The organism is Ramlibacter sp. P4_H7 (assembly GCF_056400765.1).
Window position 1 is genome coordinate 129,724 of record NZ_JBFUKP010000021.1, and the last position, 20,448, is coordinate 150,171.

The window sequence follows — 20,448 nt, forward strand, 5'->3', positions numbered from 1 at the left end:
CGCCTAGCCTAAGACCCCTTGCCCGACGCAGGCCCGTTTCTCTGTCGCCCAGCCTCCCGGGTGAATCTCTCAGGTAAAGCGGACAGCACGGGCCCTTCCATCGTGTGTACGATGGCTTTCAGCCCTGTTGGAGTCCGCGCTTGTCCGCACCGCAAGAAGAGCTACTAAAGACCCCCCTGCACGCGCTGCACCTGGAACTCGGTGCGCGCATGGTCCCTTTCGCCGGCTATTCGATGCCGGTGCAATACCCCCCCGGCCTGATGGCCGAGCACCACCACACGCGCAGCGGCGCGGGCCTGTTCGACGTCTCGCACATGGGACAGTTGCGCCTCGTCGGCCCCGACGCGGCTGCCGCGTTCGAGTCGCTGATGCCGGTGGACGTGGTCGGCCTCGCGCCCGGCAAGCAGCGCTACGGCCTGCTGCTCACCGACGAGGGCACGATCATCGACGACCTGATGTTCGTCAACCGCGGCGGCGACCTGTTCGTGATCGTCAACGGGGCCTGCAAGGTGGGCGACCTGCGCCACATCCAGGAGCGCATCGGCGCGCGCTGCGATGTGATCCCCATGCCGGAGCGGGCGCTGCTCGCCTTGCAGGGACCGAAGGCGGTCGATGCCATGAACCGGGTGGTCCCCGGCGTGGACCAGCTGGTGTTCATGACCGGCGCCGGCTTCCGCTGGAACGGCGTGGACCTGTTCATCACGCGCAGCGGCTACACGGGCGAGGACGGCTTCGAGATCTCCGTGCCCGCCGTCCACGCGGACGCCTTCGCGCGCGAACTGCTCGCGCAGCCGGAGGTCAAGCCGGTCGGCCTGGGCGCGCGCAATTCACTGCGCCTGGAGGCCGGCCTCTGCCTGTACGGCAACGACATCGACACCACCACGACGCCGGTGGAAGCGGCCCTGAACTGGGCGATCCAGAAGGTGCGGCGCACCGGCGGCGCACGGGCCGGCGGCTTCCCGGGCGCGGACAAGGTGCTCGCGCAGCTCGATGGCACGCTGCCGCTCACGCGCAAGCGTGTCGGCCTGGTCGCCCTGGAGCGCGTGCCCGTGCGAGATCACACCGAACTGCAGGACACGCAGGGGCAGCGCGTGGGCGAGGTCACCAGCGGCCTGCTGGCCCCCACGGTCGACCGGCCCATCGCCATGGGCTACCTGCCGCCGCAGCTGGCCACCCCCGGCACCCGCGTGAACGCCATCGTGCGCGGCAAGTCCGTTCCCATGGAAGTGAGCGCCATGCCCTTCGTCCCCAACCGTTACCACCGCGGCCCGGCCGCCTGAAAAAGGAGAAACCCATGACCGTCAAGTACACGCCCGATCACGAGTGGATCCAGCTGGAGGACCACGAGGCCGCCGTCGTCGGCATCACCCTGCATGCGCAGGATGCGCTGGGCGACGTGGTGTTCGTGGACCTGCCGGAAGTGGGCAAGAGCTACGCGAAGGGCGAGGTGGCGGGCGTGGTGGAATCGGTCAAGGCCGCGGCGGACGTGTTCATGCCCATCGCCGGCGAGGTCACCGAGGTCAACGAGGACCTGCGCGGCGACCCGTCGCTCGCCAACAAGGACCCGATGGGCAACGGCTGGTTCTTCAAGATCCTGATCAAGGACATGGCCGAGTTCGACGTGCTCATGGACGAGCCCGACTACCAGAAGTTCGTCAAGGCGAACGCCTGACCGGCCCTGCCCGCAGTGCCCTGTCCTCCCGGGAGTCGCCCCGGGAGTCCCCGCGTTGACGGAGGGCGGTCCACCCCGCCCCGGCGCGTTCAAGGAATCCCATGTTGATGCAATCCGCCCGGCCGCTCGGCGAGCTGGAAAACCCCACCGAGTTCATCCCGCGCCACATCGGCGTGTCCGAGGCCGACGAGCGCCTCATACTGTCGGTGATCGGGGAGGCTTCGCGCCGCGCGCTGGTCGAGGGCATCGTCCCCCGCTCCATCGCCCGCGCCCGGCCGATGCACCTGCCACCGCCGGCCACCGAGGCCGCGGCGCTCGAGGAGCTGCGCGCCATCGCGCAGAAGAACCAGGTCTTCCGCAGCTTCATCGGCCAGGGCTACCACGGCACCTTCACGCCGGGCGTCATCCTGCGCAACGTGCTGGAGAACCCGGCCTGGTACACCGCGTACACGCCCTACCAGGCGGAGATCAGCCAGGGCCGCATGGAAGCGCTGGTGAACTTCCAGACCATGGTGTGCGACCTCACGGCCATGCCGATCGCCAATGCATCGATGCTGGACGAGGCGACGGCCGCGGCCGAGGCGATGACGCTGGCCAAACGCAGCGTGAAGAGCAAGAGCCATCGCTTCGTGGTGGCCGGCGACTGCCACCCGCAGACCATCGAGGTGATCCAGACGCGCGCGGCGCCCCTGGGCATCGAAGTGGTGCTGGCGAACTCGCACGAGGCGTGGCAGCAGGCGCTGGCCGGCGAGTACTTCGCGGTGCTGGCGCAGTACCCGTCCACCAGCGGCCGCATCGACGACCTGCGTGCCGACGTGGCCGTCGTGCACGGCAAGCAGGCCGCCTTCATCGTCGCCGCGGACCTGCTGGCGCTGACGCTGCTGGTGCCCCCGGGAGAGTTCGGCGCCGACATCGTGGTCGGCACGACCCAGCGCTTCGGCATGCCGATGGGCGCCGGCGGCCCGCACGCCGCCTACCTTGCCTGCCGCGACGACTACAAGCGCTCCATGCCGGGCCGGCTGGTGGGCGTCAGCGTCGACAGCCACGGCAACCCCGCCTACCGCCTCGCGCTGCAGACGCGCGAACAGCACATCCGGCGGGAGAAGGCGACCTCGAACATCTGCACGGCGCAGGTGCTGCCGGCGGTGGTGGCCAGCATGTACGCCGTCTACCACGGCCCGCAGGGGCTCAAGCGCATCGCCCAGCGTGTCGCCAGCTACGCGGCCATCCTGGCCCGGGGCCTGGAGCAGCTGGGGCACACGCCGCGTTCCAGCGCCTTCTTCGACACGGTCTCGCTGCACACGGGCGAGGCGACCAATGCACTCGTCGCCAAGGGCCATGCGCTGCGCTGCAACCTGCGCAAGCACTGGGGCGAGTACATCTGCATCTCTCTGGACGAGACCACCACCCGCGACGACGTCCGGCTGCTGTGGTCGATCTTCGCCAAGCCGGGCCAGGCGCTGCCGGACTTCGCGCCTTTCGAGAAGGGCGTCGAGCCCGCGATCCCGCAGGAGCTGCGCCGCACCAGCGACTTCCTGGCGCACCCGGTCTTCAACACGCACCACAGCGAGACCGGCATGCTGCGCTACCTGCGGGCGCTGTCCGACAAGGACCTGGCGCTGGACCGCAGCATGATCCCGCTGGGCAGCTGCACCATGAAGCTGAACGCCACCAGCGAGATGATCCCCATCACCTGGCCCGAGTTCGCGCACGTGCATCCGTTCGCGCCGCGCGACCAGCTGCAGGGCTACGCGGAGCTGGACGACCAGCTGCGCGCCTGGCTGTGCGAGGCCACGGGCTATGCCGGCATCAGCCTGCAGCCGAACGCGGGCTCGCAGGGCGAGTACGCGGGCCTGCTGGCGATCAAGGCCTGGCACGCCAGCCGCGGCGAGGCGCACCGCAACGTCTGCCTGATCCCTTCGTCCGCGCACGGCACCAACCCCGCCAGCGCGCAGATGGCCGGCTTCCAGGTGGTCGTGACGGCCTGCGACGACAACGGCAACGTGGACCTGGCCGACCTGCAGGCCAAGTGCGAACAGCACAGCGACAAGCTGGGCGCGATCATGATCACCTACCCGAGCACGCACGGCGTGTTCGAGATGCAGGTGAAGGAACTGTGCGCGCTGGTGCACAAGCATGGCGGCCGGGTCTACGTCGACGGCGCCAACATGAACGCGCTGGTGGGCGTCGCGGCGCCGGGTGAATTCGGCGGCGACGTCAGCCACCTGAACCTGCACAAGACCTTCTGCATCCCGCACGGCGGCGGTGGCCCCGGCGTCGGCCCGGTCTGCGTGGTGGCCGACCTGGTGCCCTTCCTGCCGGGACACAAGGCGGGCGGGCTGCCCGACCATCCGGTGGGCGCCATCTCGGCCGCGCCGCTGGGCAACGCCGCGGTGCTTCCGATCAGCTGGATGTACTGCCGGATGATGGGCGCCGAGGGCCTGACGCAGGCGACCGAAGTCGCCATCCTCAGCGCCAACTACATCAGCGCGCGCCTGCGCGACCACTACCCTACGCTGTACGCCAGCGAGAACGGCCACGTGGCGCACGAGTGCATCCTGGACCTGCGGCCGCTAAAGGAGACCAGCGGGGTCACGGCGGAAGACGTGGCCAAGCGGCTGATCGACTACGGCTTCCATGCGCCCACCCTCAGCTTCCCGGTGCCCGGCACGCTGATGGTGGAGCCCACCGAAAGCGAGACGCTCGAGGAGATCGACCGCTTCATCGCCGCGATGGTCGCCATCCGCGAGGAGATCCGGCGCGTCGAGCGCGGCGAATGGCCCCAGGAGGACAACCCGCTGAAGCACGCGCCGCACACGGCCGCCGCCCTGATGCACGGCGAGTGGACGCATGCCTATTCGCGCGAGGCCGGGGCCGCCATCCTCGACGAGCGCCGCCACGCCAAGTACTGGCCGCCCGTGGGCCGCGTGGACAACGTCTACGGCGACCGCAACCTGTTCTGCAGCTGCGTGCCCCTGAGCGCGTACGAATGAAGGCCGCGCCGCGCGCGTCGGTGACAATGCGCGCGGCATGGAACTGATCCTCACCGTCGCCCTGGGCGCCGCGCTCGCGGGGTTCGTGCAGGGGCTCTCCGGCTTCGGCTTCGGCCTGACCGCCATGGCCTTGTGGGCGTGGACGCTGGAGCCGAAGCTCGCCGCCGCGCTCGCGGTGTTCGGCGCGCTGGTCGGCCAGCTGCTCGCGGCGTTCACGGTGCGGCGCGGCTGGGACTTCCGCGCGCTGCTGCCCTTCCTGGCCGGCGGCCTGGCCGGACTGCCGCTCGGCCTGTGGCTGCTGCCGCGGCTGGACGTGCCCATGTTCAAGGCGGTGCTCGGGCTGATGCTGGTCGTGGTGTGCCCGCTCATGTTCTTCGCGACGCGCCTGCCGCGCGTGCAGGGCGGGCCGGCCGGCGACGCGCTGGCGGGCGCCGCCGGTGGCGTGATGGGCGGGCTGGGAGGCTTCACCGGCGTGGTGCCCACGCTCTGGTGCACGGTGCGCGGCTTCGACAAGGACCGCCAGCGCGCCATCATCCAGAACTTCAACCTGGCCATGCAGGTCGTCACCTTCGGCAGCTACCTGGCCACCGGCATCATCGAACCGCGCATGCTGCCGCTGCTGGCGATCGTCGCGCCGGCCGTGGTCATCCCCGTGCTGCTGGGTGCGCGGCTGTACCTGGGCATCGGCGAAGCCGCCTTCCGCAAGCTGGTGCTGGGGCTGCTGGCGGCCAGCGGCGTCGCCCTGCTCGCCTCGTCCCTCCCCGTGCTCGCCGGCCGCTGGGCCACCCCTTGAAAGCGCCGCCGGGCGACCCTAATTCCGGATCGCCCAGACGCGCAGAAAAGGAGAAAGCACATGAATCCCATGTTCCGATCCTCCGCGGACCTGTTCGCGGAACTCAACCGGATGCAGTCCCTGCTGGACCAGGTGTTTCCCGCCGCCGGCACGAGCAGCATCCGTTCCATGGCCGGCACCACCTTCCCGGTGCTCAACATCGGCACCACGCCCACCTCGGTCGAGGTGCAGGCGCTGGCGCCGGGGCTGGATCCGTCCCGCCTGGAGATCACCGTCGACCGCGGCCTGCTGGTCATTGCCGGCGAACGCAAGAGCGGGCTGCCGACCGGCGAGCGCAGCACCGTCTATGCGCACGAGCGCTTCAGCGGCAGCTTCCGCCGGGTCGTGAGCCTGCCGGAGGACGCCGATCCGGCGCGCGTGGAAGCCAGCTACCGCGAAGGCGTGCTGCGCATTTCCGTGGCCAAGCGCGAGTCCTCGCTGCCGCGCCGCATCGAAGTGAACTGAAGGAGACCGTCATGAGCAACGCAGTGCAGCCCCAGTCTTCCTCCGCGACGGCCGAGGCCGCCGGCCGACCGGCGTCGCAGCAGGCGCCGCAGCGCGCCGTGGTGCCGCCGGTGGACGTGTTCGAGGACGACGCGTCCATCACGCTGCTGGCCGACCTGCCCGGCGTGGAGCGCGACCAGTTGCACATCCGGGTGGACGGCGACACGCTGGTGCTGGAAGCCACCGCCAGGACCGGCGGGCCGGACCAGATGGAACTGGTCTACGGCGAGGCGCAGTGCCCGGCCTACCGGCGCCAGTTCACCCTCAGCCGCGAGCTGGACGCCGCGCGGATCGAGGCCCAGTTGCGCGACGGCGTGCTGCGGCTGACCATCCCCAAGGCGGAAGCCGCGAGGCCGCGCCGGATCGAAGTTCGCGCAGGCTGACGACGCACGCGCCGCGGCCGGCTGCACGGCCCGCGGCGCGTGGCCTTCGGTGCACAATCCTGCGGCAGTCGCGGCTCCTTCGCCGCGGTGCGCAGGAGCAAGCGTTGACGCTGAAGGCATTCGTCGTCGAAGACCAGCCCGCGATCCGCGAAGGCCTCGTGGAGGCGCTCGTGGAAATCAGCGGCATCGAGACCGCGGGCTGGGCGTCGAACGAGAAGGCCGCGACGGCCTGGCTGCGCGATCCCGCCCACCACTGGGACATCGCCATCGTCGACCTGGTGCTGGACCTGGGCGGCGGCAGCGGCTTCGGCGTGCTGCAGGCCCTGCAGGGACGGCCCTCCACGCGGAAGATGGTCGTGCTGACGGGCACCGCGGATCCGCAGGTACGGCGCCACTGCCAGGACATGGGCGCCGACGGCGTGTTCGACAAGGCGATGGAGACCGAGGCGCTGCTCGACTACTGCGCGGCCCTCGCCCGCGCCGCCGGCGGTCACTAGGCCCTCAGGCTTCTTCCGCCGCGCCGGCGACCTGGCGCAAGGCCTGCTCGAACATCTCGGGCGGCTGGCCGCCCTGGATCAGGTGCCGGTTGTTGATGATCACCGACGGCACCGCATGGATGCCCAGGCTCTGGAAGTGCTGCTCGCGGTCGCGCACGTCGGCGGCGTAGCGGTCGCCCGCGAGCACTTCCTCTGCTTCCTTGCGGTCGAGGCCCACGGAAGCGGCCACCTCGGCCAGCACCGCGTGATCGGAGGGATTGCGACCTTCCCCGTGGTAGGCCTTCAGCAGGGCCATCTTCAGGTCGCGCTGCTGCTGCGCGCCCTGCTCGCCGGCCCACAGCAGCAGGCGGTGCGCGTCGAAGGTGTTCCACACCCGGCCGCGCCCCTCCTTGCGGAACTGGAAACCGACGGCGGCGCCGCGCGCGGCGATGCCGGCACGGCCCTGCGCCTGCTGTTCCGGCGAGGACCCGTACTTCTGCGTGAGGTGCTCGGACACGTCCTGGCCCTCGGGGCCCATCTGCGGATTGAGCTCGAAAGGCTGGAAGCGAAGGTCGACGTCGACCTCGCCCTGCAGTTTCTCAAGCGCGCGCTCGAAGGAGGCCAGCCCGACGGCGCACCAGGGGCACGCCACGTCGGAGACGAAATCGATCTGCAGGGTTCGGCTCATGCCCGCGATTTTCCTCCTTCGCGCAAGACCCCGCTCAACTCCCGACGGAACCCGTGACCGGCAGCACGATGCCCGTGATGTAGCTGGAACAGACCGGCGACGCCAGGAACACGTAGGCCGGCGACAGTTCCTCCGGCTGCGCGGGCCGCTTGAAGTCGGTCTGCTTGCCGAACTCGACAATCTCCCTGGCGCTCTGGTCGGCGGGGTTGAGCGGCGTCCACACCGGCCCGGGCGCGACGGCGTTCACCCGGATGCCCTTCTCCAGCAAGGCTGACGCCAGCGACATCGTGAAGGCATGGATGGCGCCCTTGGTCGCCGAGTAGTCCAGCAGCTTCGCGCTGCCCTTCAGCCCGGTGACGGAGCCGGTGTTGATGATGCACGCGCCCTGCTTCAGGTGCGGCAGCGCGGCCCGCGCCATGCGCATGTAGCCCATGATGTTGGTCCCGAAGGTTTCCTCCATGCGCTCGTCGGTGATGTCCTCCAGCGAATGCGCATGCTCCTGGAACGCGGCGTTGTTCACCAGGATGTCCAGGCGGTCGAATTCGGCCACCGTCTTCTCCACCGCCTCCTTGCAGAACTTCGAGTCCTTCACGTCGCCGGCGACCAGCAGGCACTGCCGCCCTTCCTGCTCGATGCAGCGCCGGGTCTCCTGGGCATCGTCGTGCGAGGACAGGTAGACGATGGCCACGTCGGCGCCTTCGCGCGCGAACAGCACGGCCACCGCCCGGCCGATGCCGGAGTCCCCGCCCGTGATCAGCGCGACCATGCCCTTGAGCTTGCCGCTGCCCCGGTAGTCGGGCGCATGGAACTGCGGCTTAAGCTGCATGTCCGCTTCCAGCCCCGGCTTTTCCAGGTGCTGCGCCGGCAGCTCGTCGGAGTACTTGCGGGCACTGGTCTGCGGCGCACCCTTGTCCTGGTCCTTGCCGGCGGAGCCGCCCTGGGCGGGTTCCTTGCGGTCCTGTTCCCGCTGCAGTGCACGCTGCTTCTCGGCGGTGGCTTCGTTGTCCTGGGTGCGGGCTGAATCCCGGGCACTCGGCTTGTCGTCCATGGAGGCCTCCTGTGGCAAACCTCCATGCTGCGGCGCACCGGGGCGGGCGCCGCGCGGACAAGGGAGGACCGCGCTGTGGGAGCGGGCCTACACGTGGCCGATGATGGGATGCGGCTGGTACGGCGCCTCCAGCTGCGCCACCTCCTCGTCGCTCAGCACCACGTCGACCGCGGCCGCCGCCTGGTCCAGCTGGTACGGCTTGCTCGCGCCGACGATGGGCGCAGTCACGCCCTTGCGCAGCAGCCACGCGTAGGCCAGCGTCGCGTTGCTCACGCCGCGCCGCGCGGCCAGCCCGCCCAGCGATTCCAGCACCTGGAAGTCGCTGTCGCGGTAGTAGTACTTCTGCGCGATGTCGTCGGTCTTGGCGCGCGAGGTCTCGCCGCTGTCCTTGTCTTCCCGCTTGCGGTTGCCTGCCAGGAAGCCGCGCGCCAGCGGGCTCCAGGGGATCAGGCCCACGCCCTGGTGGCGACACAGCGGAATCATCTCCCGCTCCTCCTCGCGGTAGGCCAGGTTGTAGTGGTTCTGCATGCTCGCGAACGGCGTCCAGCCCTGCTCTTTCGCGACCTGCTGCATCCTGGCGAACTGCCATGCATACATGCTGCTCGCCCCGAGGTAGCGGACCTTGCCGGCCTTCACCACGTCGTGCAGCGCCTCCATGGTCTCTTCGATCGGCGTCGCGTAATCGAAGCGGTGGATCTGGTACAGGTCGATGTAGTCGGTGCCCAGGCGCTGCAGGCTGTGGTCCACCGCGTGGAAGATCCGCTTGCGCGACAGGCCGTCCTTGTTGGGCGTGCGGGGCGGCTTGGCGCCCACCGCCGCGCCGCCCTTGAAGGCCAGGTCCACCGGGTAGAACAGCTTGGTGGCCACCACCACTTCCTCGCGCCGGCAGAACTCCCGCAGGAAGCGGCCGGTGAGCACTTCGCTCTCGCCGCCCGAGTAGAGGTCGGCGGTGTCGAAGAAGTTGATGCCGAGATCGACGGCCTGGCGCACCAGCGGGCGCGAGGCTTCCTCGTCGAGGACCCAGGGCCGCCATTGCGGCGTGCCATAGGTCATCATGCCCAGGCAGATGCGCGAAACCTCCAGGCCCGTGCGGCCCAGGCGCGTGTACTGCATCGCTCCTCCTTGTCGTCGATGAGCCGGCGCCGGCGAGGCGCCGCGCTTCAGGATGCGTGGATGTTCTTCTGCCGCAGGTAGCGCTCGACTTCCTCGACCTGGTGGCCGGCGTGGTGCACGGCATCGCGCAGCTGGTCCATGCTCACGTCAAAGACGCGGCACCAGAATTGCACGTCGGTCTGGTTGGTCAGGTCGATGAGCCGGGGCGACCCGGCAGTGCGGTCGGTAGGGTTCATGGTCATGCTCCTTGCATCCATGATGACGCGAAACGCCGCGCCTTGCAGGCCCCCCTGCTCAGCCGCGCCGCTCTTCCCGTGCCGAGCGGCGCTGGTTCGCCACGGCGTAGGCCTGCCGCTCGAAATGGTTCTCGCGGTAGGGATTGCGGCCGCGCAGCAGCTGAAGCAGGCTGGACAGCAGGTAGGCGGGCACGAAGGCCGGCCCCCAGCGCTCGTACTGCCGCACGTGTACGTGCTCGTGCTGGCGCAGCTGCGCCAGGGCGGACCGGTCCACCGCCAGGATCACGTGCCCCAGGGTCATGGCGGAAAAGCGCAAGGGCTCGGGCAGCCGCGCGAGGCGCTGGCCGATGCCGCCGCCGAAGATTTCCATCACCCCGTGGTGGCGGCGCGCCTGGGCGCCGAACAGCATGCCCACGCCGCCCAGCATCAGGCCCAGCACCGTGTACGGTGCGGCCCAGAGGTAGCGCAGCAGGCGGGCGGCTTTGGCCATGCGCGGATTGTCGGCGGAACGGGGCAATCCTGCTGGAGCGTTCGGCCCCTTGACGGCGTCAGCGAATGTCGGCAACGGTGTGCAGCCGCTGCATGCGCCAGGCGCAGCCCAGGGCCAGCAGGCCCAGCACGGCCGCCGCGGCAAACAGCACCTGGAAGCCCCAGCGGGCGGCCAGCGCCCCGCCGGCCAGCACCCCGACGACGCCACCGCAGCCGTAGCCGATCACGGTGAAGAGCGCCTGGCCGCGCGCGCGCAAGCGGCCGGGGAAATGGCGGCTCACCATGGCGATGCAGGCCGTGTGGTGGGTGGCGAAGGTCAGCGCGTGCAGCAGCTGCGCGAGGTACAACGCCGCGAGCCATTGGCCCAGTCCCGCCGTCACCGCCATGCGCAGGACGGTCGCGGCCGCGCACACCACCAGCCACCGCTCCATGGACAGGCGGACGATCAGGCGGCCCTGGGCGTAGAACCACGCGATCTCCACGATCACCGACACCGCCCACAGCGCGCCGATCGTGGCCTTGCCGTAGCCCAGGCTGTCGAGATACAGCGAGAAGAACCCGTAGATGGCGAAATGCGCCATGACGTGGAACAGCAGCGAGGCGAAGAACCAGCGCACGGCCGGCTGCCGCAGCGCGGGTCCGATCGGCTCGCGCGGCGCGTCCGTGGGGTGGGCGGCTTCCTTCACGTTGGGCAGCCACCAGGTGCACAGCAGCACGCCGGCGAGCGTGACCGCCGTCCAGCCCGGGAAGCTGCCCATTCCGAAGTGCTCGAACCAGGCGCCGGCGGCGAACACGGTGAACATGAAGCCCACCGAGCCCCACAGGCGGACGCGTCCGTAGCGGCCCCAGTCGCCCGCCACCAGGTGCGCCATCGCCGCCTCGGTGAGCGACATCATCGAGCTGGTGTGCGTGAACAGCAGCAGCAGGACCAGCGCGATCCACCACGCGCCGCCCGGCATCCAGAGCCCCGCCGATGCGGCCAGGGCGACGGCGGCGCTGTAGCGCAGCAGCTTCACGCGCTCGCCGGTGTGGTCGCTCAGCGCACCCCAGGCATAGGGCGCGAACACGCGCGTGAACGACTGCACCGAAGTGAGCAGGCTGATCACGGTGATCGGCAGCCCCAGCGACTTCAGCCAAAGGGGCAGGTACGGATTGAAAAAGCCGATGTGCGCGAAGTAGGTGGCGGCGAGCGCCGCGAACGGCACCAGCTGGCGTGGCCCCGCCGTCGCCTGGGAACCGCCCATTCAGCGGTGGGCGGGAATCGGCGCGAGCGACGCCTGCACGTCGCCGCACTGCGCGCGGTGGCGCAGCGCCAGGTCCATCACCACCAGCGCCAGCATGGCCTCGGCGATCGGCGTGGCCCGGATGCCGACGCAGGGGTCGTGGCGGCCCTTGGTGATCACCTGCGTGGGCTGGCCGTGCACGTCGATGGTGTCGCGCGGCGTGATGATCGAGCTGGTCGGCTTCACCGCGATGGCGACTTCCAGGTCCTGTCCCGTGCTGATGCCGCCCAGCACGCCGCCGGCGTTGTTGCTGGCGAAGCCCTCCGGCGTGAGCGAGTCGCCGTGCATGGAGCCGCGGTGCGCGACGCTGGCGAAGCCGGCGCCGATCTCCACGCCCTTGACCGCGTTGATGCCCATCATCGCGTAGGCGATCTCGGCATCGAGCTTGTCGAACAGCGGCTGGCCCAGGCCGACCGGCATGCCGGTGGCGCTGACGCGGATGCGCGCGCCGCAGGAATCGCCCGCCTTGCGCAGGCTGTCCATGTAGGCCTCCAGCGCCGACACGTCGGCGACCGGCGCGAAGAAGGGATTGTTCGGGACATGGTCCCAGCTCTCGAACGGGATCTGGATCTCGCCGATCTGCGTCATGCAGCCGCGGAACGCCGTGCCGTGCTTTTGCTTGAGCCACTTCTTGGCCACGGCGCCGGCAGCCACCATGGGCGCGGTCAGGCGGGCCGAGGAGCGGCCGCCGCCGCGCGGATCGCGCAGCCCGTACTTCTCGAAGTAGGTGTAGTCGGCATGGCCGGGACGGAACTTCTGCCCGATCTCCGAATAGTCCTTGCTGCGCTGGTCGGTGTTGCGGATCAGCAGGCAGATCGGGGTGCCGGTGGTCTTGCCCTCGAACAAGCCGGAGAGGATCTCCACCCTATCCTCTTCCTGGCGCTGCGTCACGTGGCGGCTGGTGCCGGGCTTGCGGCGATCGAGGTCGGGCTGGATGTCCGATTCGGACAGCGTCATGCCGGGCGGGCAGCCGTCGATCACGCAGCCGATGGCGCTGCCGTGCGATTCGCCGAAATTGGTGACCGCAAAGACTTTGCCGAAGGTGTTGCCGCTCATGGCGCGATTATCCCATCGCCCGGGAACGCTTCCTGCTTCCCCTGCAGGGCAGCGCCTGACCCGGCGCCCAAGGAGAGCAGCATGCTGGATCGCACGACGACCACGTTCTCCCACGTCAGGCCGACGGACACGCAGTACGTCTCCGGCGGCCTGAGGGATTTCTTCCTCTACCGCGACCTCGGGGTGGCCGAGGCGACGCACGGCAAGGTGATCGCGCACCTCGTCAAGGCCAACATGGCACCTGAAAAGGGCACCGGGTGGCACCGGCACGAGGCCGACTTCCAGATCGTGATCATGCTCAAGGGCTGGGCCCGCTTCATGTACGAGGACCAGGAGACGCTGGTCTCCGCCGGTGACTGCGTGCACCAGCGGCCGGGCATCCGTCACTTCCTGTTCGACTACTCCCCCGACATGGAGTACCTGGAAATCGTGTCGCCGGCGGATTTCCGCACCGTCGACGTAGCCCCGGTCTGCACCATTCCCGACCCCACCCCATGGCCGACGACAGAGTCGGCCTAGAACTCGGCGTCGAGTTCGTCGATCTCGTCGGGCTCCTGCCGGGCGGCCGTGACCCACTCCTTCATTGCGGGCATCTCCATGACGCGCTTGCAGTAGGCGGCGCTCGCCTTGTCGATGGCGACGTCGTAAGTGAGCAGGCGCGTGACCACCGGCGCGTACATCGCGTCGGCCATGCACGGCTGCTTGCCGAACAGGAAGGGGCCGCCGTAGCGCGTGAGGCAGTCCTGCCAGATCGCCAGCACGCGGGCGATGTCGCCCTCCGCGCGCGACCACACCTTGAACCCCGGAAAGCGCGCCTTGATGTTCATGGGCAGCGCGCTGCGCAGGGCGCCGAAGCCGGAATGCATCTCCCCGCAGATCGCCCGGCAATGCGCGCGCGACTTGCGGTCCGCCGGCAGCAGGCCCGCCTTGGGGAAGACCTCGTGCAGGTATTCGCCGATGGCCAGGGTGTCCCACACTTCGACGCCGTCGTGGCGCAGGGCCGGCACCAGCATGGACGGCGCCAGCAGCAGGATCTCCGCCTTCATCGCCCGATCGTCCGGCGGGATCACCTTTTCCGTGAAGTCCAGTCCGGCGAGCCGGGCCATGAGCCATCCCCGCAACGCCCAGGCGCCGTAGTTCCTGCTGCTGATCGTGAGGACGGCCTTGGCCATGGTGCGCTCCATTGCGGGGCCCGGGTCCCGCCCACACCGCGTGCTGCAAGCGCCATGCCAATGCGCGGCTGACAGGATCCCCTGCTTTGACACCCCTGCTTTACCACGCCTACCAGTCGCAGACCGACACCCTGGCGCCCTGGCGCCTGCTGGCGCAGCACCACAGCGCCATGCTCTGGTGGCGCCAGACCGAGGGCAGCCCGGTGCGCAAGGCGGCCGCGGCACTGGAGGTGTTCTCCCGCCTGCGCCTGACCCACAGCCGACCCGCCTACGGCATCGGCAGCGTGGAAGTCGACGGCCGGCCGGTGGTCGTCACGGAGGAAGCCGTGCTGCGCCTGCCCTTCGGCACGCTGCTGCGCTTCGCCCGCGCCGGGGTGCGGGGCCAGCCGCGCGTGCTGCTGGTGGCGCCGCTGTCGGGGCACTTCGCGACCTTGCTGCGGGACACCGCCCGCACGCTGCTGCAAGACCACGACGTCTACATCACCGACTGGCACAACGCGCGCGACGTGTCCCTGCGGCACGGCGCGTTCTGCCTGGACGACTACATCGACTACATGATGGCCTACCTGCGGGCGATGGGACCCGGCGCGCACGTGGTGGCGGTGTGCCAGCCGTGCGTCGCGGCCCTGGCGGCGACCGCGCTGCTGGCCGAGGACGACGATCCGGCGCAGCCGCGCAGCGTGACGCTGATGGCGGGGCCGGTCGACTGCCGCGTCAACCCGACCGGCGTCAACCAGCTCGCCACCAGCAAGCCGATGGACTGGTTCGAACGCACCCTCATCAGCCTCGTGCCGCCACCGCATGCGGGCCACATGCGGCGCGTCTACCCCGGCTTCGTGCAGCTCACCGCCTTCATGAGCATGAACCTGGAGCGGCACCAGCAGCAGTTCCGCAACCTGTACCAGCACCTGGTCGACGGCGACGTGGAGAAGGCCGACGCCATCCGCCTGTTCTACGAGGAGTACCTCGCGGTCAACGACCTGCCGGCGGAGTTCTACCTCGAGACGGTGGAAAAGGTGTTCCAGACTTTCGACCTGGCGCGCGGCTCACTCACTTGGCGCGGCCGCCCGGTGCGGCCGGAGGCGATCCGCCGAACCTGGCTGTTCACGGTGGAAGGCGAGCGGGACGACATCTGCGCCGTCGGCCAGACGGTGGCCGCGCACGACCTGTGCTGCGGCCTGCGGCCCTACATGAAGCTGCACCACGTCCAGACGGGCGTGGGCCATTACGGGGTGTTCAGCGGCCGCCGCTGGAAGAACGAGATCTACCCGCGCCTGCGGGAGCTCGTCCACGGCGCCGAGGGCTAGAGCTGCGCGGTCGGCTGCGAGTCTTCGGAAGCCGGCCAGTCGCGGATGTAGGCCTTGAGCATGCGGTTCTCGAAGTTCTGGCTGTCCACGACCGCCTTGGCGACGTCGTAGAAGCTGATCACCCCCATCAGCATGCGCTTGTCCATCACCGGCATGTAGCGCGCATGGCGCTCCAGCATCATGCGGCGCACTTCGTCCAGTTCGGTCTCCATAGTGCACGTGAGCGGGTGGTCATCCATCGCCGTGCGCACGACGGTGGCGCCCACGACGCCCTGGTTGGCGACGATGCACTGGATCACTTCGCGGAAGGTCAGCATGCCCACCAGGTCGCCGTGCGCCATGACGACGAGGGAACCGATGTCCTTTTCGGCCATGACGTCGATGGCTTGCGCGAGTGGCTCGTCCGGGCCCACCGTATAGAGGGTGTTGCCCTTCACGCGCAGGATGTCGCTGACTTTCATGGCTGCCTCCTTGGGCCGCCCGCGGCGGCGGGCGGGGTCGTGAACAATATAGCCCACAATCCCTGGCAGTTCTAGACAGGAGGGATCCTCCCCATGCCCGGTTACTCCGACCCCGGATTCGACACTCTCGCCCTGCACGCCGGCGCCGCGCCGGACCCCACCACCGGTGCCCGGGCGGTCCCCATCCACCTGAGCACCTCCTTCGTGTTCGAGTCCAGCGACCACGCCGCGGCGCTGTTCAACCTGGAGCGTTCGGGCCACGTCTACTCGCGCATCAGCAACCCGACCAACGCCGTGCTCGAGCAGCGGGTGGCGGCACTGGAAGGGGGCATCGGCGCCATCGCCACCGCCAGCGGACAGGCGGCGCTGCACCTGGCGATCGCCACCCTCATGGGCGCGGGCGCGCACATCGTGGCCAGCACGGCCCTGTACGGCGGTTCGCAGAACCTGCTGCACTACACGCTGAGCCGCTTCGGGATCGCGACCACCTTCGTCAAGCCGGGCGACATCGATGCCTGGCGGGCGGCGATCCGGCCGAACACCAAGCTGCTGTTCGGCGAGACCGTCGGCAACCCGGGCCTGGACGTGCTGGACATCCCCACCGTCTCGGCCATCGCGCACGAGGCGGGGCTGCCCTTGCTGGTGGACTCCACTTTCACCACTCCTTACCTGATGAAACCGTTCGACCTGGGGGCGGACCTGATCTACCACTCCGCCACCAAGTTCCTGTCGGGCCACGGCACGGTGATCGGCGGCGTGGTGGTGGACGGCGGCAGCTTCGACTGGGACAAGTCCGGCCGCTTCGGCGAATTGACGGCGCCGTACGAAGGCTTCCACAACATGGTGTTCAGCGAGGAGTCCACGGTGGGCGCCTTCCTGCTGCGGGCGCGGCGCGAGGGCCTGCGCGACTTCGGCGCCAGCATGAGCCCGCACACCGCGTGGCTGATCCTGCAGGGCATCGAGACCCTGCCGCTGCGCATGGAGCGCCACATGGCCAACACCTGCAAGGTGGTCGAATTCCTGGATGCGCATCCTTTCGTGGAGCGGGTCGGCCACCCGATGCTGGCGTCACACCCCAGCCATGCGCTCGCGCAGAAGCTGCTGCCCAAGGGCGCCGGCTCCGTCTTCAGCTTCGACATGAAGGGCTCGCGCGAGCAGGGCAAGCAGTTCATCGAGGCGCTCAGGCTGTTCAGCCACCTTGCGAACGTGGGGGATTGCCGCTCGCTGGTGATCCACCCCGCCAGCACCACGCACTTCCGCATGAGCGACGAGGCCCTGCAGGGCGCGGGCATCGGCCCCGGCACGATCCGCCTGTCGATCGGGCTGGAAGACCCGGACGACCTGATCGACGACCTGAAGCGCGCGCTCAAGGCCGCCGAGAAAGCGTGAGGAAGCCATGGCGATGTTCCTGACCGTCAACGGCGCCCGGACCTACTGCTACACGGGCGGCAAACCTTTTGATGCGGAAAAGCCCACCGTGGTGTTCCTCCACGGGGTGCTCAACGACCACAGCGTCTGGATCCTGCAGACGCGCTACTTCGCGCACCATGGCTGGAACGTGCTGGCGCTGGACCTGCCGGGCCATGGCAAGAGCGAGGGCGAGCCCCCCAGCAGCGTCGAGGAAGCGGCGGACTTCGTGCTCGCGCTGCTCGATGCAGCGCAGGTGAAGGACGCGGCGCTGGTGGGCCACAGCTTCGGCGCGCTGGTGGCGCTGGAGGCCGCGGCCCGCGCGCCCGCGCGCGTGACGAAGCTCGCGCTGGTGGGCGTCGCCTTTCCGATGAAGGTGTCGCCCGCGCTGCTGGAGAACTCCTTGAACGCGCCGATGAAGGCCATCGACATGGTGAACGCGTACTCGCATTCCACGCTGGCGCCCCCGCCCTCGTCCCTGGGGCCGGGCACCTGGCTGTACGGCGGCTCCCGGGCCCTGATGCGGCGGGTGCTGGCGAGCAACACCAAGGTCAACCTGTTCCATCGCGGCTTCCAGGCCTGCGACCGCTATGCCGGCGGCGAGGCGGCGATCGCGAAGGTGCAGTGCCCGGTGCTGTTCGTGCTGGGCAAGAGTGACGCCATGACACCGCCGAAAGCGGCGCACCTGCTGCGCGAGAAGGCGAAGGACGCGACGACCGTCGTGGTCGAGGGCGGGCACCAGATGATGTCCGAGGCTCCCGACGCGGTGCTGTTCGCGCTGCGCGATTTCCTGCGCCGCTGAAGCATGCAGGTCGTCACGCCGCCGATGACGGCGCAGCGGGCGCAGGAGATCGCAGCGACCTTCGACCTGCGCGCCCTGCCGCTGGACTTCTACGCCAACCCCTTCCCGGTGTACGCGGCCCTGCGCGAGAGCGAGCCGGTCAAGCGCATGCCGGATGGCTCGGTCTTCCTCACGCGCTACGCCGACCTGGTGGCGGTGTACCGCGATGCGCAGGTGTTCAGCTCCGACAAGAAGGTGGAATTCACGCCAAAGTACGGCGCGGGTTCGCCCCTGCTGGAGCACCACACGACCAGCCTGGTGTTCAACGATCCGCCGCTGCACACCCGCGTGCGCAAGCTGATCATGGGGGCGCTGACGCGGCGCGCCATCGCGGACATGGAGCCGGGGCTGATCCTGCTGGTGGAAACCTTGCTGGATGCGATCGAAGCGAAGAACGGCGGCGACCTGGTCGAGGACTTCGCCTCCGCGATCCCGGTGGAGATCATCGGCAACCTGCTGGCGGTGCCGCGCGAGGAACGCGGCCCGCTGCGCAACTGGTCGCTCGCCATCCTCGGTGCGCTGGAGCCGAAGCTCACCCGCGAGCAGGAGGACCTGGGCAACCGCTGCGTCCGCGAGTTCCTGGACTATCTGCGGGTGCTGGTGGCCGACCGCCGAAGGAACCCCGGGGACCCCGAGCACGACGTGCTCACCCGCCTGATCCGGGGCGAGGCCACCGGGGAGAAGCTCTCGGAAACCGAGCTGCTGCAGAACTGCGTGTTCATCCTCAACGCCGGCCACGAGACGACGACCAACCTGATCGGCAATGCGCTCGTGGCACTGGAGGAGTGGCCGCAGGAGAAGGCAAGGCTGCTGCAGGCAATGGGTCCGCGTCCCGACTGGGACGCGCTGGAGCCGGCGATGACGCTCGCGGTGGACGAGTTCCTGCGCTTCGAGTCGTCCAACCAGCTGGGCAACCGGCGCGCGCTGGCGGCCTGCGAGGTGGGCGGGACGCCGTTGCCGGCGGGCGCGCTGGTGACGCTCGGCATCGGCGCGGCCAACCGCGACCCGGCGCAGTTCCGCAATCCCGACGTGCTGGACCTGGCGCGCGAGAACAACCGCCACCTGGCCTTCGGCTTCGGCATCCACCAGTGCGCGGGCCTGAGCCTCGCGCGGCTGGAGGGACGCGTCGCGATCGGGCGCTTCCTGGCGCGCTTTCCGGCCTACCGGCTCACCGAGCCGCCCACGCGCGGTGGCCGCGCGCGCTTCCGTGGTTTCCTGAAGGCACCGTTCTCGATTTCGTAGCTGGCAGCGAAGGCGGACGGCGAGCACAGTCCGCGTCGCGCACCGCTGGGGTTCGCCTGCGGGCTCACCGCCAGCCTACGACGGCGGCAACAGCAGGTGACGCATCAACGGCTCCAGCGCGGTGGACTGCACGTCCGCGAGCAGCACGTAGCGCGTGGCGTCCTGGTCGTCCACTTCGTTGACGCGGCCGATCCAGTCCAGCTGCACCAGGATCTGCAGCACGGGCTCCAGCTGCAGGATGTCGACCTCCATGGCGCCGGCGAGCTCGCTGGCGGTGAGGCCGCGGCGTGTTCCGTTGCGCGCCTCGTGCAGCAGCTTCAGTATTTCCACGGCGAGCTGGAACTGCCAGCCGTGCGCGGTGGCGCGCCGCCGCGGTCCCGCCAGCAGGCTGGGAAGGTAAGCGGCGATCACCGCGCCGAACAGCACGATCAGCCAGGCGATGTAGATCCAGACCAGCAGGATGGGCACGGTGGCAAAGGCGCCGTACACCATCGAGTAGGTGGGGACCGTGCCGATGTACCAGGCCAGCAGGCGCTTGGCCAGCTCGATGCCGATGGCGGCGAACAGGCCGCCGACGATGGCGTGCGGGCGCCGGACCGGCGTGTTGGGCACGTAGCGATACAGCGCCGTGAACGCCGAGGCCAGAACCAGGAACTCGACCGCGTCGATGACGAAGGCCACCGTGCCCGGCAGCGCGGACACCAGGCCGCGCCCCGCCGAGACCACGTAGGACGTGGTGGCCAGGCTCGCGGCCAGCAGCAGCGGCCCCAGCGTGATGGCTGCCCAGTAGAGCAACACCCGCTGGCCCAGCGGCCGGGGGCGGCGCACGCGCCAGATGTTGTTGAGCGTCCGGTCGATGGTGAGCACCAGCGCGATCGCGCTGAACACCAGGGCGGCCAGGCCCAGGCCGCCCAGGCGGCTCGCCTTGCCGGCGAACTGCTGCAGGTAGCCCAGCACCTGCCGCGCGATCGCATCCGGCACCAGGCTTTGCACCAGCCAGCCCTGCAGGTTGGACTGCAGCTTGCCGAACATGGGGAAGGCGGTGAAGATCGCCAGCGCCACCGTGAAGAAGGGCACCAGCGCGATCATGGTGGTGAAGGTCAGGCTGCTCGCGGACAGGCCGAGGCGGTCTTCGCGGAAGCGCTCGCGCAGCGTCAGGGCCGTGGACAGCCAGGGAAAGCGCGCCAATTCGGCGAGCAGCTGGCTCAGGTTCTGGCGCAGGTTCATCGCTCGCTATGATGCCAT

The 20,448-nt window shown here is 69.5% G+C and carries 22 protein-coding genes; 12 read left to right on the forward strand and 10 right to left on the reverse strand.

Annotation, left to right across the window (positions count from 1 at the left end; all coding sequences use genetic code 11):
- Positions 1 to 140 precede the first annotated feature (140 nt).
- The 7 genes from gcvT to AC1DSA_RS22425 all read left to right on the forward strand — a co-directional run bounded on the left by gcvT (position 141) and on the right by AC1DSA_RS22425 (position 6,881).
- Positions 141 to 1,280, forward strand: coding sequence for a glycine cleavage system aminomethyltransferase GcvT (gene gcvT / locus AC1DSA_RS22395; RefSeq protein WP_477893104.1), 1,140 nt, complete (start codon positions 141 to 143; stop codon positions 1,278 to 1,280).
- Positions 1,281 to 1,294: 14 nt separating this feature from the next.
- The gene (gene gcvH, locus AC1DSA_RS22400; protein WP_477893105.1) at positions 1,295 to 1,672 is read left to right on the forward strand and encodes a glycine cleavage system protein GcvH; all 378 of its coding nucleotides are present in this window, start codon (positions 1,295 to 1,297) and stop codon (positions 1,670 to 1,672) included.
- A 101-nt stretch (positions 1,673 to 1,773) separates the two neighbouring features.
- Complete coding sequence (gene gcvP / locus AC1DSA_RS22405; RefSeq protein ID WP_477893106.1) at positions 1,774 to 4,665, forward strand: aminomethyl-transferring glycine dehydrogenase; 2,892 nt, start codon at positions 1,774 to 1,776, stop codon at positions 4,663 to 4,665.
- Positions 4,666 to 4,702: 37 nt separating this feature from the next.
- Positions 4,703 to 5,458 (forward strand): sulfite exporter TauE/SafE family protein, encoded by a 756-nt coding sequence (locus AC1DSA_RS22410; protein WP_477893107.1) that lies wholly within the window; start codon positions 4,703 to 4,705, stop codon positions 5,456 to 5,458.
- Positions 5,459 to 5,518: 60 nt separating this feature from the next.
- A complete protein-coding gene (locus tag AC1DSA_RS22415; RefSeq protein WP_477893108.1) occupies positions 5,519 to 5,962 on the forward strand; it encodes an Hsp20/alpha crystallin family protein in 444 nt (147 codons plus the stop codon).
- An 11-nt stretch (positions 5,963 to 5,973) separates the two neighbouring features.
- Complete coding sequence (locus AC1DSA_RS22420; protein WP_477893109.1) at positions 5,974 to 6,384, forward strand: Hsp20/alpha crystallin family protein; 411 nt, start codon at positions 5,974 to 5,976, stop codon at positions 6,382 to 6,384.
- Between the two features lie 104 nt (positions 6,385 to 6,488).
- Positions 6,489 to 6,881, forward strand: coding sequence for a response regulator transcription factor (locus AC1DSA_RS22425; protein WP_477893110.1), 393 nt, complete (start codon positions 6,489 to 6,491; stop codon positions 6,879 to 6,881).
- Between the two features lie 4 nt (positions 6,882 to 6,885).
- On the opposite strand, the gene AC1DSA_RS22430 is transcribed toward AC1DSA_RS22425, so the two are convergent.
- The 7 genes from AC1DSA_RS22430 to aroC form a co-directional block, all read right to left on the reverse strand.
- Positions 6,886 to 7,548, reverse strand: a complete 663-nt coding sequence (locus tag AC1DSA_RS22430; protein ID WP_477893111.1) for a DsbA family oxidoreductase — start codon at positions 7,546 to 7,548, stop codon at positions 6,886 to 6,888.
- A gap of 34 nt (positions 7,549 to 7,582) precedes the next feature.
- On the reverse strand, positions 7,583 to 8,596 hold the full coding sequence (locus AC1DSA_RS22435; protein ID WP_477893112.1) for an SDR family oxidoreductase: 1,014 nt from the start codon (positions 8,594 to 8,596) through the stop codon (positions 7,583 to 7,585).
- An 87-nt stretch (positions 8,597 to 8,683) separates the two neighbouring features.
- A complete protein-coding gene (locus AC1DSA_RS22440; protein ID WP_477893113.1) occupies positions 8,684 to 9,709 on the reverse strand; it encodes an aldo/keto reductase in 1,026 nt (341 codons plus the stop codon).
- A 47-nt stretch (positions 9,710 to 9,756) separates the two neighbouring features.
- Complete coding sequence (locus tag AC1DSA_RS22445) at positions 9,757 to 9,945, reverse strand: DUF3606 domain-containing protein (RefSeq protein WP_477893114.1); 189 nt, start codon at positions 9,943 to 9,945, stop codon at positions 9,757 to 9,759.
- Between the two features lie 58 nt (positions 9,946 to 10,003).
- Positions 10,004 to 10,435 carry a signal peptide prediction gene (locus AC1DSA_RS22450; RefSeq protein WP_477893115.1) on the reverse strand — a complete coding sequence of 144 codons (432 nt, stop codon included), beginning with the start codon at positions 10,433 to 10,435 and terminating at the stop codon, positions 10,004 to 10,006.
- 58 nt (positions 10,436 to 10,493) lie between these two features.
- Complete coding sequence (locus tag AC1DSA_RS22455) at positions 10,494 to 11,678, reverse strand: MFS transporter (protein ID WP_477893116.1); 1,185 nt, start codon at positions 11,676 to 11,678, stop codon at positions 10,494 to 10,496.
- Entirely contained in the window at positions 11,679 to 12,773 is a 1,095-nt protein-coding gene (gene aroC, locus AC1DSA_RS22460) for a chorismate synthase (RefSeq protein WP_477893117.1), read from the reverse strand. It abuts the gene before it with no gap.
- Positions 12,774 to 12,854: 81 nt separating this feature from the next.
- Here aroC and AC1DSA_RS22465 point away from each other — a divergent pair, with 81 nt between their 5' ends.
- Positions 12,855 to 13,292 carry a cupin domain-containing protein gene (locus AC1DSA_RS22465; protein ID WP_477893118.1) on the forward strand — a complete coding sequence of 146 codons (438 nt, stop codon included), beginning with the start codon at positions 12,855 to 12,857 and terminating at the stop codon, positions 13,290 to 13,292.
- On the opposite strand, the gene AC1DSA_RS22470 is transcribed toward AC1DSA_RS22465, so the two are convergent.
- Positions 13,289 to 13,945, reverse strand: a complete 657-nt coding sequence (locus tag AC1DSA_RS22470; RefSeq protein WP_477893119.1) for a glutathione S-transferase — start codon at positions 13,943 to 13,945, stop codon at positions 13,289 to 13,291. The two genes, AC1DSA_RS22465 and AC1DSA_RS22470, sit on opposite strands and share 4 nt — an antisense overlap.
- A gap of 95 nt (positions 13,946 to 14,040) precedes the next feature.
- Here AC1DSA_RS22470 and AC1DSA_RS22475 point away from each other — a divergent pair, with 95 nt between their 5' ends.
- Positions 14,041 to 15,252 carry a polyhydroxyalkanoate depolymerase gene (locus tag AC1DSA_RS22475; RefSeq protein ID WP_477893151.1) on the forward strand — a complete coding sequence of 404 codons (1,212 nt, stop codon included), beginning with the start codon at positions 14,041 to 14,043 and terminating at the stop codon, positions 15,250 to 15,252.
- On the opposite strand, the gene AC1DSA_RS22480 is transcribed toward AC1DSA_RS22475, so the two are convergent.
- Positions 15,249 to 15,713: a CBS domain-containing protein gene (locus AC1DSA_RS22480; RefSeq protein WP_477893120.1), complete on the reverse strand. Its 465-nt coding sequence runs from the start codon at positions 15,711 to 15,713 to the stop codon at positions 15,249 to 15,251. The genes AC1DSA_RS22475 and AC1DSA_RS22480 overlap by 4 nt on opposite strands.
- 93 nt (positions 15,714 to 15,806) lie before the next feature.
- Here AC1DSA_RS22480 and AC1DSA_RS22485 point away from each other — a divergent pair, with 93 nt between their 5' ends.
- Genes AC1DSA_RS22485 through AC1DSA_RS22495 form a run of 3 tightly spaced genes read left to right on the forward strand, consistent with a single transcriptional unit; the run spans position 15,807 to position 19,203 of the window.
- On the forward strand, positions 15,807 to 17,102 hold the full coding sequence (locus AC1DSA_RS22485) for an O-acetylhomoserine aminocarboxypropyltransferase (RefSeq protein WP_477893121.1): 1,296 nt from the start codon (positions 15,807 to 15,809) through the stop codon (positions 17,100 to 17,102).
- A 13-nt stretch (positions 17,103 to 17,115) separates the two neighbouring features.
- A complete protein-coding gene (locus AC1DSA_RS22490) occupies positions 17,116 to 17,922 on the forward strand; it encodes an alpha/beta fold hydrolase (RefSeq protein ID WP_477893152.1) in 807 nt (268 codons plus the stop codon).
- A gap of 3 nt (positions 17,923 to 17,925) precedes the next feature.
- The gene (locus AC1DSA_RS22495) at positions 17,926 to 19,203 is read left to right on the forward strand and encodes a cytochrome P450 (protein WP_477893122.1); all 1,278 of its coding nucleotides are present in this window, start codon (positions 17,926 to 17,928) and stop codon (positions 19,201 to 19,203) included.
- Between the two features lie 75 nt (positions 19,204 to 19,278).
- Here the strand turns inward: AC1DSA_RS22495 and AC1DSA_RS22500 are convergent, their stop codons facing one another.
- On the reverse strand, positions 19,279 to 20,430 hold the full coding sequence (locus tag AC1DSA_RS22500; RefSeq protein ID WP_477893123.1) for a YihY family inner membrane protein: 1,152 nt from the start codon (positions 20,428 to 20,430) through the stop codon (positions 19,279 to 19,281).
- Between the last annotated feature and the right edge of the window lie 18 nt (positions 20,431 to 20,448).